Source organism: Microbacterium meiriae (assembly GCF_040686935.1).
GTDB classification, from domain to species: Bacteria; Actinomycetota; Actinomycetes; order Actinomycetales; family Microbacteriaceae; genus Microbacterium; species Microbacterium meiriae.
Genome location: NZ_JBFBMF010000002.1, coordinates 306,847 through 323,207 on the forward strand (window position 1 = coordinate 306,847; position 16,361 = coordinate 323,207).

13 protein-coding genes, 1 tRNA gene and 1 other RNA gene are annotated in these 16,361 nt (G+C 70.1%); 11 read left to right on the top strand and 4 right to left on the bottom strand.

The window, feature by feature from the left end; all coding sequences use genetic code 11:
- Positions 1 to 18 precede the first annotated feature (18 nt).
- Entirely contained in the window at positions 19 to 2,745 is a 2,727-nt protein-coding gene (gene aceE, locus AB0P08_RS06850) for a pyruvate dehydrogenase (acetyl-transferring), homodimeric type (RefSeq protein WP_363588962.1), read from the bottom strand.
- 153 nt (positions 2,746 to 2,898) lie between these two features.
- On the opposite strand from aceE, the gene AB0P08_RS06855 reads away from it, so the two are divergent.
- From AB0P08_RS06855 to AB0P08_RS06865, 3 genes are all read left to right on the top strand, one after another.
- Positions 2,899 to 2,971 (top strand) — tRNA-Val (locus tag AB0P08_RS06855).
- 28 nt (positions 2,972 to 2,999) lie between these two features.
- Positions 3,000 to 3,887, top strand: a complete 888-nt coding sequence (locus AB0P08_RS06860; RefSeq protein ID WP_363588964.1) for a TIGR01777 family oxidoreductase — start codon at positions 3,000 to 3,002, stop codon at positions 3,885 to 3,887.
- 64 nt (positions 3,888 to 3,951) lie between these two features.
- On the top strand, positions 3,952 to 4,905 hold the full coding sequence (locus AB0P08_RS06865; protein WP_187661599.1) for an L-lactate dehydrogenase: 954 nt from the start codon (positions 3,952 to 3,954) through the stop codon (positions 4,903 to 4,905).
- Positions 4,906 to 4,936: 31 nt separating this feature from the next.
- On the opposite strand, the gene AB0P08_RS06870 is transcribed toward AB0P08_RS06865, so the two are convergent.
- Positions 4,937 to 5,701, bottom strand: a complete 765-nt coding sequence (locus AB0P08_RS06870) for an SDR family oxidoreductase (protein ID WP_187661598.1) — start codon at positions 5,699 to 5,701, stop codon at positions 4,937 to 4,939.
- Between the two features lie 101 nt (positions 5,702 to 5,802).
- Here AB0P08_RS06870 and AB0P08_RS06875 point away from each other — a divergent pair, with 101 nt between their 5' ends.
- Positions 5,803 to 6,639: a helix-turn-helix transcriptional regulator gene (locus AB0P08_RS06875; protein WP_363588967.1), complete on the top strand. Its 837-nt coding sequence runs from the start codon at positions 5,803 to 5,805 to the stop codon at positions 6,637 to 6,639.
- A gap of 11 nt (positions 6,640 to 6,650) precedes the next feature.
- Here AB0P08_RS06875 and AB0P08_RS06880 read toward each other — a convergent pair whose 3' ends face one another.
- A complete protein-coding gene (locus tag AB0P08_RS06880; protein ID WP_363443734.1) occupies positions 6,651 to 7,490 on the bottom strand; it encodes an aldo/keto reductase in 840 nt (279 codons plus the stop codon).
- 99 nt (positions 7,491 to 7,589) lie between these two features.
- On the opposite strand from AB0P08_RS06880, the gene AB0P08_RS06885 reads away from it, so the two are divergent.
- The 4 genes from AB0P08_RS06885 (at position 7,590) to rnpB (ending at position 10,852) form a co-directional block, all read left to right on the top strand.
- Entirely contained in the window at positions 7,590 to 7,973 is a 384-nt protein-coding gene (locus tag AB0P08_RS06885; protein WP_363588969.1) for a YchJ family protein, read from the top strand.
- A gap of 37 nt (positions 7,974 to 8,010) precedes the next feature.
- Complete coding sequence (locus AB0P08_RS06890) at positions 8,011 to 8,748, top strand: zinc ribbon domain-containing protein (RefSeq protein WP_259952445.1); 738 nt, start codon at positions 8,011 to 8,013, stop codon at positions 8,746 to 8,748.
- Between the two features lie 22 nt (positions 8,749 to 8,770).
- Complete coding sequence (locus AB0P08_RS06895; protein WP_363588971.1) at positions 8,771 to 10,471, top strand: bifunctional 3'-5' exonuclease/DNA polymerase; 1,701 nt, start codon at positions 8,771 to 8,773, stop codon at positions 10,469 to 10,471.
- Positions 10,472 to 10,495: 24 nt separating this feature from the next.
- An RNA gene (gene rnpB / locus AB0P08_RS06900) (RNase P RNA component class A) lies at positions 10,496 to 10,852 on the top strand.
- A 112-nt stretch (positions 10,853 to 10,964) separates the two neighbouring features.
- On the opposite strand, the gene ppgK is transcribed toward rnpB, so the two are convergent.
- Positions 10,965 to 11,711, bottom strand: coding sequence for a polyphosphate--glucose phosphotransferase (gene ppgK / locus AB0P08_RS06905; RefSeq protein WP_363588973.1), 747 nt, complete (start codon positions 11,709 to 11,711; stop codon positions 10,965 to 10,967).
- Positions 11,712 to 11,792: 81 nt separating this feature from the next.
- Between ppgK and AB0P08_RS06910 the strand changes: the two genes are divergently transcribed.
- From AB0P08_RS06910 to AB0P08_RS06920, 3 genes are read left to right on the top strand one after another with little or no spacing between them, the layout of a single operon-like run.
- A complete protein-coding gene (locus tag AB0P08_RS06910) occupies positions 11,793 to 12,032 on the top strand; it encodes an SPOR domain-containing protein (RefSeq protein WP_187661592.1) in 240 nt (79 codons plus the stop codon).
- Between the two features lie 2 nt (positions 12,033 to 12,034).
- Complete coding sequence (gene glnA, locus AB0P08_RS06915; RefSeq protein WP_071329447.1) at positions 12,035 to 13,372, top strand: type I glutamate--ammonia ligase; 1,338 nt, start codon at positions 12,035 to 12,037, stop codon at positions 13,370 to 13,372.
- 7 nt (positions 13,373 to 13,379) lie between these two features.
- On the top strand, positions 13,380 to 16,355 hold the full coding sequence (locus AB0P08_RS06920; RefSeq protein ID WP_363588975.1) for a bifunctional [glutamine synthetase] adenylyltransferase/[glutamine synthetase]-adenylyl-L-tyrosine phosphorylase: 2,976 nt from the start codon (positions 13,380 to 13,382) through the stop codon (positions 16,353 to 16,355).
- The last annotated feature ends 6 nt before the right edge of the window (positions 16,356 to 16,361 follow it).

Below are 16,361 nucleotides of genomic sequence, written 5' to 3' on the forward strand. Positions count from 1 at the left end.
GCAGCTGTCACCGAGGGCTCAGCTTTCGCCGCCTGCGTTGCCGCTCGTGCCGGCGTTCACGTCGTGCAGGCGGTACTTCTCGATGGCCTGAGCGGAGAGGCCGCGGTCGACCTTGCCCTCCTCGGCCAGTGCCTGCAGCGTGCGCACGACGATCGACGGTCCGTCGATCTTGAAGAAGCGGCGTGCCGCGGCACGGGTGTCCGAGAACCCGAAGCCGTCGGCGCCGAGCGTGGCGAAGCGGTTCGGAACCCACGGGCGGATCTGGTCCTGCACGGCGTGCATGAAGTCGCTGACCGCGACGACGGGACCCTCGGCGCCCTGGAGCTTCTGCGTGAGGTACGCGGTGCGCGGCTCCTGCTCCGGGTAGAGGAAGTTGTGCTCGTCGGCGGCGAGGCCGTCACGGCGCAGCTCGGTCCACGAGGTGACCGACCACACGTCGGCGACGACGCCCCAGTCCTTCTTCAGCAGCTCCTGCGCCTCGAGCGCCCACGGCAGACCGACGCCGGAGGCGAAGAGCTGCGCACGGGGGCCGTCGCCCTCGCCGATGGAGACGCGGTGGATACCGCGGACGATGCCGTCCACGTCCACGTCGGCCGGCTCGGCGGGCTGCACCATCGGCTCGTTGTACACGGTGAGGTAGTACATGACGTTCGGGTCCTCGTGCTGCCCGCCGTACATCCGCTCGAGACCGGAGCGCATGATGTGCGCGATCTCGTAGCCGTACGCGGGGTCGTAGGACACCGTCGCCGGGTTGGTGGAGGAGAGCAGGTGCGAGTGGCCGTCGGCGTGCTGGAGGCCCTCACCCGTCAGGGTCGTGCGTCCGGCGGTGGCGCCGATGATGAAGCCGCGGGCCATCTGGTCGCCGGCCGCCCACTGGGCGTCGCCGGTGCGCTGGAAACCGAACATCGAGTAGAAGATGTAGATCGGGATCAGCGGCTCGCCGTGCGTGGCGTACGAGGTGCCCGCTGCGGTGAACGCCGCGACGGCGCCGGCCTCGTTGATGCCGACGTGGACGATCTGACCCTGCGGGCTCTCCTTGTAGGCGAGCAGCAGCTCCCGGTCGACCGACGTGTAGTGCTGGCCGTTGGGGTTGTAGATCTTCGCGGTCGGGAAGTACGCGTCCATGCCGAACGTGCGCGCCTCGTCGGGGATGATCGGCACGATCCGGTGGCCGAACTCCTTCGAGCGCAGCAGGTCCTTCAGCAGGCGGACGAACGCCATGGTCGTGGCGATCTCCTGCGTGCCGGAGCCCTTCTTCGGCAACGCGTAGGCGTTGTCCTCGGGCAGGGAGAGGCCCACGTGCGTCGAACGGCGCTCCGGGAGGAAGCCGCCGAGGGCCTTACGGCGCTCGAGCATGTACTGGATCGTCTCGTCCTGCGGTCCCGGGTTGTAGTACGGGGGCAGGTACGGGTTCTCCTCGAGCTGCGCGTCCGTGATCGGGATGTGCATCGCGTCGCGGAACGTCTTGAGGTTGTCCAGCGTCATCTTCTTCATCTGGTGGGTCGCGTTGCGGCCCTCGAACTGCGGGCCGAGCCCGTAGCCCTTGACGGTCTTCGCGAGGATGACGGTCGGCTTGCCCTTGTGCTCGGTCGCGGCCTTGAAGGCGGCGTAGACCTTGCGGTAGTCGTGGCCACCGCGCTTCAGGTTCCAGATGTCGTCGTCGGAGTAGTCCTTGACCAGGGCGGCGGTGCGCTCGTCGCGGCCGAAGAAGTGCTCACGGATGTAGGCGCCGGACTCGGCCTTGTACGTCTGGTAGTCCCCGTCGGGGGTGACGTTCATGAGGTTGAGCAGGGCGCCCTCGGTGTCGCGGGCGAGCAGGTCGTCCCACTCCCGGCCCCAGACGACCTTGATGACGTTCCAGCCCGCGCCGCGGAAGAACGACTCGAGCTCCTGGACGATCTTGCCGTTGCCGCGCACCGGGCCGTCGAGGCGCTGCAGGTTGCAGTTGACGACGAAGGTGAGGTTGTCGAGGCCCTCGTTCGCGGCGACCTGGAGCTGACCCCGGCTCTCGACCTCGTCCATCTCGCCGTCGCCGAGGAAGGCCCAGACGTGCGACTGCGAGGTGTCCTTGATGCCGCGGTTCTCGAGGTACTTGTTCGACATCGCCTGGTAGATGGCGTTGATCGGGCCGAGACCCATCGACACCGTCGGGAACTGCCAGTACTCCGGCATGAGGCGCGGGTGCGGGTACGACGGGATGCCGTTCGGCGCGTGCGACTTCTCCTGGCGGAAGCCGTCGAGCTGGTCCTCGGTCAGGCGACCCTCGAGGAACGAGCGGGCATAGGTGCCGGGGGAGGCGTGGCCCTGGATGAAGATCTGGTCGGCACCACCGGGGTGGTCCGCGCCCTTGAAGAAGTGGTTGAAGCCCACCTCGTACAGCGCCGCGGACGACGCGTAGGTGGAGATGTGACCGCCGACGCCGATGCCGGGGCGCTGAGCGCGGTGCACCGTGATGGCGGCGTTCCAGCGGATCCAGGCGCGGTAGCGGCGCTCGATCTCCTCGTCGCCGGGGAACTCGGGCTCGTTCTCCGGGGCGATGGTGTTGATGTAGTCGGTGGTCGGAACCATCGGCACGTTCAGATGCAGTTCCTTGGAGCGCTTGAGCAGGCTGAGCATGATCTCGCGCCCGCGGCCGTGGCCCTTGGCGTCCACCAGCTCGTCGAGCGACTGCTGCCACTCGCCGGTCTCTTCCGGATCGCTGTCGAGGGGGCCCTGAGAGTACGGATCCTGGTCGTGGACGGTCACGGGGGAACCTTTCGTCAAGCTGGCAGGTCATGCCAAGGAAACGGGAAGCGACACGGGCAGCCTTGTCGGCCGTGCACAACGCGCGCCGACCTCAGCCTAGCCCTCTTCCACGACACGGGTGCGCATCCGCGCCCGGATAGACTGAGCGCACCAGGGCCTTTAGCTCAGCTGGTAGAGCGCCACGTTTACACCGTGGATGTCGTCGGTTCGATCCCGGCAGGGCCCACCCGTATCATTTGCAGCGGGGAGCGGCAATGGAGCGACGCATCGTCATCAGTGGGGCATCGGGCCTCATCGGATCCGCGCTCACCGCCGCGCTCCGCGCCGACGGGATCGACGTGAGCACCTTGGTGCGACGGGCCCCGCAGGCGGAGGGCGAGGTCGAGTGGGCGCCGGGCGACGCAGCCCTCGACCCTGATGTTCTCGCCGGCGCCGAGGCCGTCGTGGCCCTCGGTGGTGCGAGCGTCGGACGCCTGCCGTGGACGCGCGGGTATCGACGTCGACTCGTCGAATCGCGGCTCGACGCGACGAACACCCTCACCATCGCGCTGCGCGCCCTGCGCACCGACGCGCCCGCCTTCGTCTCCGCCTCGGCCGTGGGCTACTACGGATCGGCGCCGGGCGAGGTGCTCACCGAGCACTCCGGACCCGGCAGCACCTTCCTCGCCGACCTCACCGTGCGGTGGGAGACCGCGGCGCGGCGCGCCGAGGACCACACGCGGGTCGCCCTGCTACGGACGGCACCGGTGATCCATCGCCGGGGTGTGCTCCGTCCGATGATCACGCTCACGAAGCTCGGCGTCGCCGGCCCTCTGGGGACGGGCACACAGATCTGGCCGTGGATCTCCTTGGAGGACGAGGTGCGCGGCATCCGCCACGTCCTCGATGAGAAGCTCGCGGGGCCCGTCAATCTCGCCGGACCCACGAGGGCATCAGCCGATGACATCGGCCGCGCGCTCGCGCAGCGGATGCACCGGCCGTTCTGGCTGCCCGCTCCCCGGTGGGCGTTGCGCCTCGCCCTCGGCGATGCCGCCGAGTCGTTGCTGCTCCCCGACGCCGATGTGCGGCCGGAAGTGCTGGAGCAGTCCGGCTTCCGGTTCACCCATCGGACCGCGGCAGAGGCGGTCGCCGCGGCGGTGTGATGACGCTGCGATTCTCCCGGCGAGACCCCTGCCGTCACAGCGCCCGCGCTGTCAGGATGGGCGCATGGAGATCATCGAGAACTCGAAGCTCACCGTCGTCGGCGCGGGAAGCGTGGGGTCCAGCGTCGCCTACGCCGCGCTCATCCGTGGCTCGGCACGCCACGTCGCCCTGTACGACATCGCGACCGAGAAGGTCGAGGCCGAGGTGCTGGACCTCGCGCACGGCACGCAGTTCACGGGCAGCAGCGACATCATCGGCGGAAGTGACATCTCCGTGGCCGCAGGTTCCCATGTCGTGGTCATCACCGCGGGAGCGAAACAGAACCCTGGACAGACGCGCACCGAGCTCGCCGGGGTGAACGCCGGCATCATCCGGCGCATGATGCCGGAGCTGCTCGCCGTCGCGCCGAACGCCGTCTACGTCATCGTCACGAACCCGTGCGACGTGCTCACGGTCATCGCGCAGCAGGAGACCGGACTGCCGCCGGAGCGCATCTTCGCGTCGGGCACCGTGCTCGACACGTCTCGGCTGCGCTGGAAGCTGGGGGAGCGGGCGGGAGTGTCCACGGCGAGCGTGCACGCCCACATCATCGGAGAGCACGGCGACACCGAGTTCCCGCTCTGGTCGCGGGCGACGATCGGCACGGTCCCGATCCTCGACTGGGAGACCCCGGACCACCCGCGCTTCACCCTGGAGGAGCTGGACGAGATCGCCGTCGACGTCCGCGACGCCGCCTACAAGGTGATCCAGGGGAAGGGCGCCACGAACTATGCGATCGGACTCTCCAGTGCGCGCATCGTGGAGGCGATCCTCCGGGACGAGCATGCGGTGATGCCGGTGAGCACGGTGCTCCACGACTTCCACGGGATCGACGGCGTCGCCCTGTCCGTTCCGTCCATCGTCAGCGCCGCGGGCGCGGTGCCGATCCGCACGACCGCGTTCTCGGATCGGGAGCTCGGACTGCTGCGGGAGTCCGCCGACGCGCTCACCGCGGTCGCCGCGTCCCTGCAGGCGTGACGGCGGTGGGGCGGCCGGCCATCCACCGCGCTCATCGACCGTGCGGATCTGTGCGGTTGAGCACCGCGACGACTTCGTCGTAGTCGCCACGAGCCTCGCCGTAGCGGAGGAACTTCACCCGCTCGACCTGGATCTCGGTCGCGTCGGGCTGGGTCTCGATGAGGGACATGACCTCGTCGATGAACGCGTCGAGGGGCAGAGCAGCATCGTTCTCCGCGTGCCCGGGCATGAGATCCGTGCGCACCGCCGGCGGTTCGAGCTCCTGCACCGCGACGGTCGTCCCCGCGAGCTGGAGCCGGAGCGACTCGCTGAGCATGTGGATCGCCGCCTTGCTCGCGTTGTACGTGGGCGTGACCTTCAGGGGCGCGAAGGCGAGACCGGAGGAGACGGTCATGATGGTCGCCGCGGGCTGGGCTCGCAGGTGCTCGATGAAGGCGGCGATGAGACGGATCGGGCCGAGGATGTTCGTCGTGACGGTCTCCTCGGCGGTGGACAGGAAGCCGGCCGGCGTGGTCCAGTCCTCCGCGCGCATGATGCCCGCCATCGTGATGAGCACGTTCAGCGTCGGGTGCGCGACGAGGACCGCGGCCGCGGCCTCGTCGATGCTTCCCGGGTCCGTGGTGTCGATGCGGACGGTGCGGAGTCCGGGATGCTCGGCGGCGATCGCGGCCAGCCGGTCCTCTCGTCGCCCTCCCACGATCACGGTGTTGCCGCGCTCCTGCAGTCGGAGTGCCAGCGCCAGACCGATCCCGCTCGTCGCGCCGGGGATGAAGATGGTGTTTCCGGTGATGTCCATGACCTCAGCCTCGGCGCTGCACCGGCGCCGTTCCAGAGACGGCTGATCGGGGGATCGGCGGTCCCTGGATCCCGTCCGGTATCCGGGGGGATACTGCACGGATGGATCGCGATGCCCTGGCCGACTTCCTCCTGCGCCGTCGGGAGGCGCTCCGTCCCGCCGATGTGGGGCTGCCTGAGGGGCCGCGTCGGCGGACGGCGGGACTGCGGCGGGAGGAGGTCGCGCAGCTGGCGACCATGTCGACGGACTACTACACACGTCTCGAGCAGCGTCGGGGCCCGCAGCCGAGCGCGCAGATCCTCGCCGCCCTCGCTCGTGCCCTGCGTCTGTCATCCGACGAGCGCGACTACCTGTACCGACTGAGCGGGCTCAGTGCACCCGATCGGACGGTGGTCACCGATTACGTCCGACCCGGCATCCTCCGCGTGCTCGATCGTCTGCACGACACCCCGGCGTTCGTGGTCTCGGCTCTCGACGAGGTGCTGGTGCAGAACGACGCCTCGCGGGCGTTGATCGGTGACGCGAGCGCCCTGACCGGCCTCGACCGGAGCGGCATCCATCGCTGGTTCGCGCGACCGGACGAGGAGCGACGCCGGTACCGGGAGGTCGATCACCCCCGGCAGTCCCGGGCACTGGTGGCGGCGCTGCGCGCGGCGTATGGAACGATGGGCGCGCGGTCGCGGGCCGGGGAGATCGTGGCCGAACTGTCGGAGCGCAGCCCCGAGTTCGTGCAGCTCTGGGCGGCCCACGAGGTCGCCCGTCGCTTCGAGCAGCACAAGGTGATCGTCCACCCGGAGCTGGGGGAGATCGAGGTGGACTGTCAGGCGCTGTTCACCGAGGACGAGTCACAGGCGCTCATCGTCCTGACGGCGCAGCCGGGCAGCGAGGCCGCCGGAAAGCTGGAGTTCCTGCGCGTCCTCGGCACGCAGCGCGTCTGAGCGGTCGTGACTCAGGATTCCTCGTGCACGGCGGGGTCACCGTCGAACAGGCGCCCGTCTGCGCGTCCGAGCGCCGTGATCGCAGCGACCTCCGCGTCATCGAGCACCACGGCGGCCGCGGCGAGGTTCGCGGCCTGATGCGCCGCGGAGGATGCCTTCGGAATCGCGACGGTCTCTCTGGCCACGTGCCAGGCGAGGACGGCCTGCGCCGGGGTGATGTCGTGAGCGGCGGCCACCTCGCGGACGACGTCCTCGTCGAGGAGAGCCTGCGCGCGACCCAGCGGGCTCCAGGCCTCGGTGAGGATGCCGCGTTCGCGGTGATACGCCAGCTGCTCCTCCTGCGGGAAGTACGGGTGCACCTCGATCTGATTCACGACCGGTCGGACCCCTGTCTCCCGCTCGATGCGCTCGAGATGCTCAGGGAGGAAGTTCGAGACGCCGATCTGGCGGACGACGCCGCGCGCCTGAGCGTCCACGAGAGCCGTCCATGCCTCGACGTACTCGTCCTGGCTCGGGTTCGGCCAGTGGATGAGGTGCAGGTCGGTCGCATCGAGGCCGAGGCGTGAGCGGCTCTCCTCGATGCTGGCTGTCGCCGTCGCGCGGGCGTGGTGCCGTCCGGGGAGCTTCGTCGTCACGATGACCTCGGAGCGGGGGATGCCTGCGGATGCGACGCCGCGCCCGACAGAGCCCTCGTTCTCGTAGTTGAAGGCCGAGTCAACGAGCCGGTATCCGGCACGGAGGGCCTGGGCGACGGCATCCGCTCCGGCGTCGCCGTTCAGGCGGTACGTCCCGAGGCCGAGAGCCGGCAGGGTGAAGCCGTTGTGGGCGCGGAAGGTGGGGACAGTGGTCATCGTTGCTCCTCCGTTGGCGTGCCTCCAGCGTAGAGCGAGTTGGAGGGTCGCGGCCCTCTGCGCGATGCTGGCAGGCATGACCCTGATCGTCGCGCTCTCATGACGGAGTCCGCCCGCTGCCCCTGTGCCTCCGGGGACATCTTCGCCGCCTGCTGCGGACCGCTCCTCGACGGGGCTCCTGCGCCGACCGCCGAGCGGCTGATGCGCTCGCGGTACACGGCGTTCGTACGGGAGGACGCCCCATACCTCCTTCGCACCTGGCACCCGGATACGCGACCGGAGACGATCGGCTTCGAGACCGACCTGGAGTGGCGGCGGCTGGTGATCGTGGATCGCGTGGCGGGCGGCCCTTTCGACACCGTGGGCGTGGTCGAGTTCGAGGCCTTGTGGCGTCAGGGCGGCACGCGCGGATCGCTGCACGAGCGCAGCCGCTTCGTCCGCGAGGACCGGACGTGGTTCTACGTGGACGGCGACATCCGGTGATGCGGCGCTCGGCCCGGCAGCGACTAGATTTGAGAGCGTGAACGCCACCCCGGAGAACCAGCGCACCCTGCTCGACATCGCGGACCTCGACCGGCGCATCGCGCAGGCGGAACGAGCCCGCACCCGGCCGAGCCAGGCGGGCCGGATCGCCGAACTCGTCGCCATCCGGCAGGAGCAGCTCCGTGAGCTCACGGTTCTGACCGGTGCCAGGGATGACGCCCGCACCGAGCTTTCGCGGCTGGAGTCCGATGTCGCGCTCGCCGAGCAGCGCCGCGACCGCGATGCCCAGCGCCTCGCGGCAGCCACCAATCCGAAGGAGGCGCAGGCCCTGGAGCACGAGCTCGCCAGCCTCGCCAAGCGCCTGAGCGACCTCGAGGATGCCGAGCTCGACATCATGGGCCGGGTCGAGGAGGCCGACGCCGCCGTGGCCGCGCAGCAGGCCCTGTTGGACGCGACGACCGCGGAGGGCAGCGCTCTCACCGCCCAGGGCAAGGCCGACGTCGCTGCGGCGACCGAGCTCGGCGCCCAGCTCGCGCGCGACCGGGAGGCCGTCGCCGCCACGGTTCCCGCGCCCCTGCTCGCGGAGTATGATCGCCGCGCCGTGAACAGCGCCGGAGCCGCGCTCCTCACCCGCGGTACGTGCGAGGGGTGCCGGATGATGCTCCCCGGCACTGATCTCAACGACATCCGTCGCGCGCCCGAGGACGAGGTGGTCTCGTGCCCCGAGTGCGGCTGCATCCTCGTGCGCACTGAGGAGTCGGGACTCTCGTCGTGAGCGCATCCGGCGCGCACCGCCCGTGACGGTGCCGGCGTCGGGCCCGGAGCGACGTCTCGCGCTGATCGGCCTCGGTGCGGGGGAGTACGCCGCGATCGAGCTGGATGAGCATGACGAGGAGCAGCAGCGCACCCTCCTCCCCGCGTCCGAACTCGCCGGCTGGGTGGCTGAGGTCGAAGCCGCCGACACGCCGCGATGGATCATCCGCAGTGCGGCGGAGATCTACGCGCTGCTGCTGAACGCCGGGGTCCGGATCACGCGCAGCCACGACCTCGTCCTCTGCCATGCGATCCTGCGCGACACCGCCATGGTGAACACCCCGCTGCCCCCGGCCGCGGGCTGGGAGCGTCGCGACCCGGTCGACACCACCCCCTCCCTGTTCGACGTCCTCGATGAGGAGTCGGGCGAGGACGCGATCACGGCGGCGCTCGAGCAGTACCGTGCGCAGCGGAACGTGATGGCGGAGGCCACGGACGGCCGCCTGACGTTGCTCTGCGCTGCGGAGTCGGCCGGCGGGCTGATCGCCGAGGAGATGCGCGTCGCGGGGCTGCCCTGGGACGCGGGGGTGCATGACGCGATCCTCACCGAGACGCTGGGTGCGCGTCCGGCAGCGGGCGGGCTGCCCCGACGGATGGTGGAACGCGGCGACGAGGTGCGGGCCCTGCTCGACGACCCCACGCTGCATCTGGACAGTCAGCCGAAGCTGCTGCGGGCCCTGCACCGTGTCGGCGTGTCGGTGGAGTCCACGAGCAAGTGGGAGCTGTCCGCCCACGAGCACCCGGTGATCGAACCGCTCCTCGCCTACAAGAAGCTGTCTCGCCTGCTCAGCGCGAACGGCTGGACCTGGTTGTCGGAATGGGTCCAGGACGGCCGCTTCCGTCCGGTGTACATCCCCGGGGGCGTCGTCACCGGACGGTGGGCGTCGGCCGGCGGCGGTGCGCTGCAGCTGCCGCGCAACCTCCGCCCCGCCGTACGCGCGGATCCGGGCTGGGCACTCGTCGTCGCGGACGTCGCCCAGCTCGAGCCGCGGATGCTCGCGGCCATGGCGTCCGACGAGGCGATGGCGGACGCGGCGCGTGGCGGCGACCTCTACGCCGGCGTCGTCGCGTCCGGTGCCGTCGCGACGCGCGAGGAGGCGAAGTACGCGGTGCTGGGAGCGATGTACGGCGCTACCAGCGGCGACAGCGGGCGACTCGTTCCCCGGCTGCGGAAGGTCTATCCGCGCGCGATGGCGCTCGTCGACGACGCGGCGCGGGTGGGGGAGGACGGCGGCATCGTCTCGACCTGGCTCGGTCGCTCCTCGCCGCGTCCGTCCACGGAGTGGATGCGGCTGCAGGCCGACGCCACCGGCGCCGATGCCGACCCCGCCGTGGTCTCCCTCGCCCGCCGCCGCGCGCGGGAGTGGGGGCGCTTCACCCGGAACTTCATCGTCCAGGGCACCGCGGCCGAGTGGTCGCTCATCTGGCTCGCCGAGATCCGCCACCGCCTGGCGCAGCTCCCCGAGGTCTTCGGCGCCGCGGAGGCGTCAGGGCCGTTCGCCCGGGAACCGCACCTGGCGTTCTTCCTGCACGACGAGGTGATCCTGCACACGCCGCAGGAGTACGCGGAGGCCGCGGCCGACGCCGTCCGCGAGGCCGCCGCCGTCGCGACGATCCGCCTGTTCGGCACCTTCCCGATCGACGTGCCCCTCGACCTGCGCATCGCGGACTCCGCGGAGAAGTGAGGCCCCGTAGACTGGAGGGGCGAATGGGTCGACTGGACGGTCGCGTGGCGGGCAACCGCACCGAGGAACGTCCGGGCTCCACAGGGCAGGGCGGTGGGTAACACCCACCCGGAGTGATCCGCGAGATAGTGCCACAGAGAGCAGACCGCCCCGCGAGGGGTAAGGGTGAAAGGGTGGTGTAAGAGACCACCGGGGACCGTGGTGACACGGCCCGCCAGGTAAACCTCGCCCGGAGCAAGGTCAGACAGAGGATGATGACGCGGCTCGCCGAGTCCTCGGGTAGACCGCTGGAGCGGCACGGCAACGTGTCGCCGAGAGAGATGGCCGTCGAAGGGGCGAAGAACCCCGGAACAGAACCCGGCGTACAGGTCGGCCCATTCGCCCCGAACGCAGAAGGCCCCGATGACTCCCGTCATCGGGGCCTTCCTCTTGGGCCCCTGAGCGTCTCGTTGGGTCCCTGAGCCTGTCGAAGGGCCCTGAGCCCGCCGAAGGGTCAGTCGCCGGCGAGCGAGGCCGCGCCGATGATGCCGGAGTTGTTGCGGTGGATCGCGGGGACGATCGGCGTCTTCAGGTCGAGCAGCGGCAGGAAGTCGCCCGCGTTCTTCGACACGCCGCCGCCGACCACGAACAGGTCGGGGCTGAACAGGAACTCGATGTGGGAGTAGAACGCCTGCAGGCGCTCGGCCCACTCCTCCCAGCTCAGGCCCTCGCGCTCGCGCGCCGAGGTGGCCGCATACGTCTCGACGGACTCGTACTCGCGGAAGTTCAGGTGTCCGAGCTCCGTGTTCGGCAGCAGGACGCCGTCGTACAGGAACGCGGAGCCGATCCCGGTGCCGAGCGTGGTCAGCAGCGTGAAGCCGAGCACGTCGCGCGCCGCGCCGTGGCGGGCCTCCGCGACGCCGGCGGCGTCCGCGTCGTTCACGAAGACGATGTTCCGGCCGAGGCCGTCGCGGAAGAAGCGCTCGGCATCGAAGTCGATCCACTCCTTCGAGACGTTGGCGGCGGACAGCGTCTTCCCGCGCTTGACGATCGCGGGGAACGCCACGCCGAGCGGCAGGGTCGACTCATGCACGTCGAGCGTCTTCAGGACGGTCTGCACCGCGACCAGGACGTCTTGCGGTGCCGCGCCGGCCGGAGTGGGCACACGTACCCGATCCGAGGCCATGGTGCCGTGTTCGAGGTCGACGATTCCCGCTTTGATGCCCGTGCCGCCGATGTCGACGCCGATCGCTTTTGCCATGGCCGATAGCTTAGCGACCACGGTGCACGCCAGTAGGATCGATGACATCACCCCAACCGCTCGCGGGAAGAAGGAGCAGCCATGACCGACGGCGATCACAAGTACTGGTACAACTCCGCCACGGGCGAGGTCGAGTTCGGCATGCTCTCGCCGTCCATCGACCGCATCGGTCCGTTCGACACGGAGGCCGAGGCGCACCGCGCCCCCGAGGTGCTCAAGGAGCGGTCGCGCGCCTGGGCCGAGGAAGAGGCCGCGGAGCAGGGCTGGGACGCGAAGCCCACCAGCGGCTTCGGTGCGGAGAAGGGCCAGGGCGCAGAGTAGCCATGGACAAGCAGAGGGACTTCGTCCTCCGGACGATCGAGGAGCGCGGCGTCAAGTTCGTGCGCCTGTGGTTCACCGACGTGATCGGCACGCTCAAGTCCGTCGCCATCGCGCCGGCCGAGGTCGAGGGCGCCTTCGCCGAGGGCATCGGTTTCGACGGCTCCGCCATCGAGGGGCTGACCCGCACCTACGAGTCCGATCTGCTCGCGCAGCCCGACCCGACGACCTTCCAGACGCTGCCGTGGCGGGGGGAGATCGACCCGACCGCCCGCATGTTCTGCGACCTCACCACGCCCGACGGGCAGCCCGCGGTGGCCGACCCCCGTCACGTGCTGAAGCGCACGCTCGCGAAGGCCGCCGATGCGGGCTTCACGTTCTACACGCACCCGGAGATCGAGTTCTACCTGCTCAAGTCGTCGTCCTTCGGCCCCGAGGGGCCCGTGCCCGTTGACTCCGCGGGCTACTTCGACAACGTCCCCGGCGGCACCGCGCACGACTTCCGTCGGCGCTCCGTCCGCATGCTGGAGGACCTCGGCATCTCCGTGGAGTTCAGCCACCACGAAGGCGGCCCCGGCCAGAACGAGATCGACCTGCGCTACGCCGACGCCCTCACCACCGCGGACAACGTGATGACCTTCCGGACGGTCATCAAGGAGGTCGCGATCGAGCAGGGCGTGTACGCCACGTTCATGCCGAAGCCGCTCAGCGGTCAGCCCGGCAGCGGCATGCACACGCATATGTCGCTGTTCGAGGGCGACCAGAACGCCTTCTACGAGGAGGGTGCGAAGTACCAGCTCTCCAAGACCGGTCGGCACTTCATCGCGGGTCTGCTCAAGCACGCCAACGAGATCTCCGCGGTGACGAACCAGTTCGTCAACTCCTACAAGCGGCTCTGGGGCGGCGACGAGGCCCCGAGCTTCATCACCTGGGGCCACAACAACCGCTCCGCGCTCGTCCGCGTCCCGATGTACAAGCCGAACAAGGGCCAGTCCTCGCGCGTCGAGTACCGCGCCCTCGACTCCGCGGCGAATCCTTACCTCGCTTACGCGCTCATGCTCGCCGCCGGCCTCAAGGGCATCGAGGAGGGCTACGAGCTTCCGCCGGAGGCGGAGGACAATGTCTGGGCGCTGAGCGACGCCGAGCGTCGGGCGCTGGGATACTCGGCGCTTCCGGCCAGCCTCGACCACGCCCTGGAGTACATGGAGGCCTCCGAGCTGGTCGCGGAGACGCTCGGGGAACAGGTCTTCAACTACGTGCTCCTCAACAAGCGCAAGGAGTGGGAGGCGTATCGCGGTCAGGTCACGCCGCTGGAGCTGAAGAACAACCTCGAGCTCCTCTGAGCACGGCATGGCTCGCCCCGACGCCTCCGTCTCGCTCTCGGCCCTCGCTCGACTCGGATTCGCCGAGCTGAGCGAGGCCGCGGCGTCACTGGCAGAGCTCGAGAGCCTGCTCGACGTACCGCGGGCGATGCTGCTCGAGGCGTCTGTCGCTGCAGATCCCGACGCGGCTGTCCGTGGGATGCTGCGGGTGGCGCGACGCGACCCGTCCCCGCTGCGGGCCCTTGTCACCGACGAGGAGACGCGCCGGCGTGTCTGGCGCGTCTTCGGTGCCTCCGTGGGGCTGGCCGAGTTCTTCCTGCGCCATCCCGAGGAGCTCGACGTGCTTGCGGCGCCCGTCGACGCGCTGCCCGCCGCGGACGTCTGGCGCGATCGGCTGCTCGCCGCCGTCGGGGCTGAGGACGGATTCGCCGACTCGGCGGAGGACCCGACGATCGTGGCCCTCCGCGTCGTGTATCGGCGGAACCTCGCGGAGATCGCGGCGTTCGACCTCGGCCACCCGCGACCCGAAGACGTCGTCGCCGAGGTCGCCGCCTCCCTCGCGGACCTCGCCGGCGCCGCCCTCGAGGCGTCGCTCGCGATCGCCCGCACGCGCCAGGCACCGTCGTCAGGTCGGGATGCCGTCGCCACGACACAGCTGGCTGTGATCGGCATGGGCAAGGCGGGGGCCAGGGAGCTCAACTACGTCAGCGATGTCGATGTCATCTTCGTCGGGGGCACGTCCGACGAGGAGACGCTGTCCGAGCCGCAGGCGATCGACATCGCGACGCGTCTGGCCAGGGACACCATGCGCTTCCTCAGCGCCATCGAGGTCGAACCGCCACTCTGGGAGGTCGACGCGGCACTGCGCCCCGAGGGCAAGCAGGGAGCTCTCGTCCGCTCCCTCGCCTCCCACGTCGCGTACTACGACCGGTGGGCGAAGAGCTGGGAGTTCCAGGCGCTGCTGAAGGCTCGTCCTCTTGCCGGCGATCCCGCACTGGGCGCCGCCTACATCGATGCCGTGCAGCCGCGCGTGTGGTCGAGCGCCGCCAGGGAGGAGTTCGTCGAGAGCGTCCAGCGGATGCGCGAGCGGGTCATGGAGCACATCGACCCGGAGGACGCCCCGTATCAGCTCAAGCTCGGGGCGGGCGGGCTGCGCGACATCGAGTTCACGGTGCAGCTCCTGCAGCTCGTGCACGGTCTCACCGATGCCTCCCTCCGCACCCGCAGCACACTCGAGAGCCTGGACGCGCTGGTCGCGGGCGGCTACATCGGCCGTGCGGATGCGGGCGCCTTCGCGCACGACTACCGCGTGCTGCGGCTCATGGAACACCGTCTCCAGCTGCGTGATCTCAGCCGCACCCACCTCATGCCGAAGACGCCCGCTGGTCTGCGCATCCTGGCGCGCAGCACGAAGCTGGCGGACACGGGGGAGGGCGTCTGGGCCCGGTGGGAGAGTGTCCGGCGCGAGGTGCGCGACATCCACACCCGCCTCTTCTACCGCCCGCTGCTGAGCGCGGTGGCCGGGCTGCCCGAGGAAGAGCGCACCCTTTCCGCGGAGCAGGCCCATGACCGGCTCGCGGCCATCGGCTTCCGCGATCCCGCCGGAGCCCTCCGGCACATCGGGGCACTGACGCGCGGGATCAGTCGCAAGGCGACGATCCAGCGGCACCTGATGCCCGTGATGGTGCGCTGGTTCGCCGATGGGAGCGACCCCGACTACGGTCTCCTGGCCTTCCGCCGCATCAGCGAGCGGCTGGGCGACACATCGTGGTTCCTGCGCATGCTGCGGGATTCGTCCGGCGCCGCAGAGAGCCTCACGCGGCTGCTGTCGTCGTCGCGCTACATCGGCGAGCTGCTGGAGTGGATCCCGGAGTCGGTGGCCTGGCTGGACAGCGCCGAGCGGCTGCGTCCGCGGAGCGCGCAGGCGCTGGACGAGGAGGCGCGGGCGATCCAGACGCGTCACGAGACGGTCGCCGACGCGCTGCGGGCCGTCCGCGCCCTGCGGCGTCGCGAGCTCCTGCGCACCGCCATGGCCGCGGTGCTCGACGTCGTCACCATCGAGGAGGTGGCCACCGCGCTCACCGACATCACGGATGCGACGATCCAGGCCGGCCTCCGCGCCGTTCTCCGAGAGGTCGTCCCGCCGGAGGACGCAGCGCTCGACTTCGCCGTCATCGGCATGGGGAGGTTCGGCGGTGCGGAGCTCGGCTTCGGGTCCGATGCGGACGTCCTGTACGTGTACGACGCGAACGGTGTCGACTCGGGCAGAGCGGAGAAGCTGGCGACGAGGATCGTGGCGGGACTCCGCGAGCATCTGACCGACCATCGCCTCCCGCTCGACCTGGATGCGGGTCTGCGGCCGGAGGGGCGCAACGGTCCGATCGTGCGGTCCATCGACGCCTACGCGGCCTACTACCGTCGCTGGTCGCTGTCGTGGGAGGCTCAGGCGCTGCTGCGGGCTCGCGGTGTCGCCGGCAGCGCGAAGCTCATCGGGCGGTTCATGGAACTCGCGGACAGCATCCGGTACCCGGAGGCGGTCGATCTCCAGGGGCTCCGGGAGATCAAGCGGATCAAGGCCAGGGTCGAGGGGGAGCGGCTGCCGCAGGGGACCGACCCGCGTCGTCATCTCAAGCTCGGACCGGGGACTCTCAGCGACGTGGAGTGGCTCGTGCAGCTTCTCCAGCTGCAGCACGCGACCGATGTCCCCGGCCTGCGCACCACGTCGACCCTGCAGACACTCGACGCCGCGGTCGGCGCCGGGCTCGTCGAGGAGGACGACGCGGAGCGCCTCCGGGCGGCGTGGCTGCTGTCGAGCCGACTCCGTTCAGGCATCACGTTGCTCACGGGTCAGACGAGCGACGTCCTGCCCGCTGACCGCCGTCAGCTGGATGCCCTGGCCCGTCTGCTCGGCTATCCACCCCGGTCGGCGACACCGCTCGAAGAGGACTATCTCGCCGTCACCCGGCGTGCCCGGAGAACCTTCGAGCAGCTCTTCTACGGCTAGACGGCC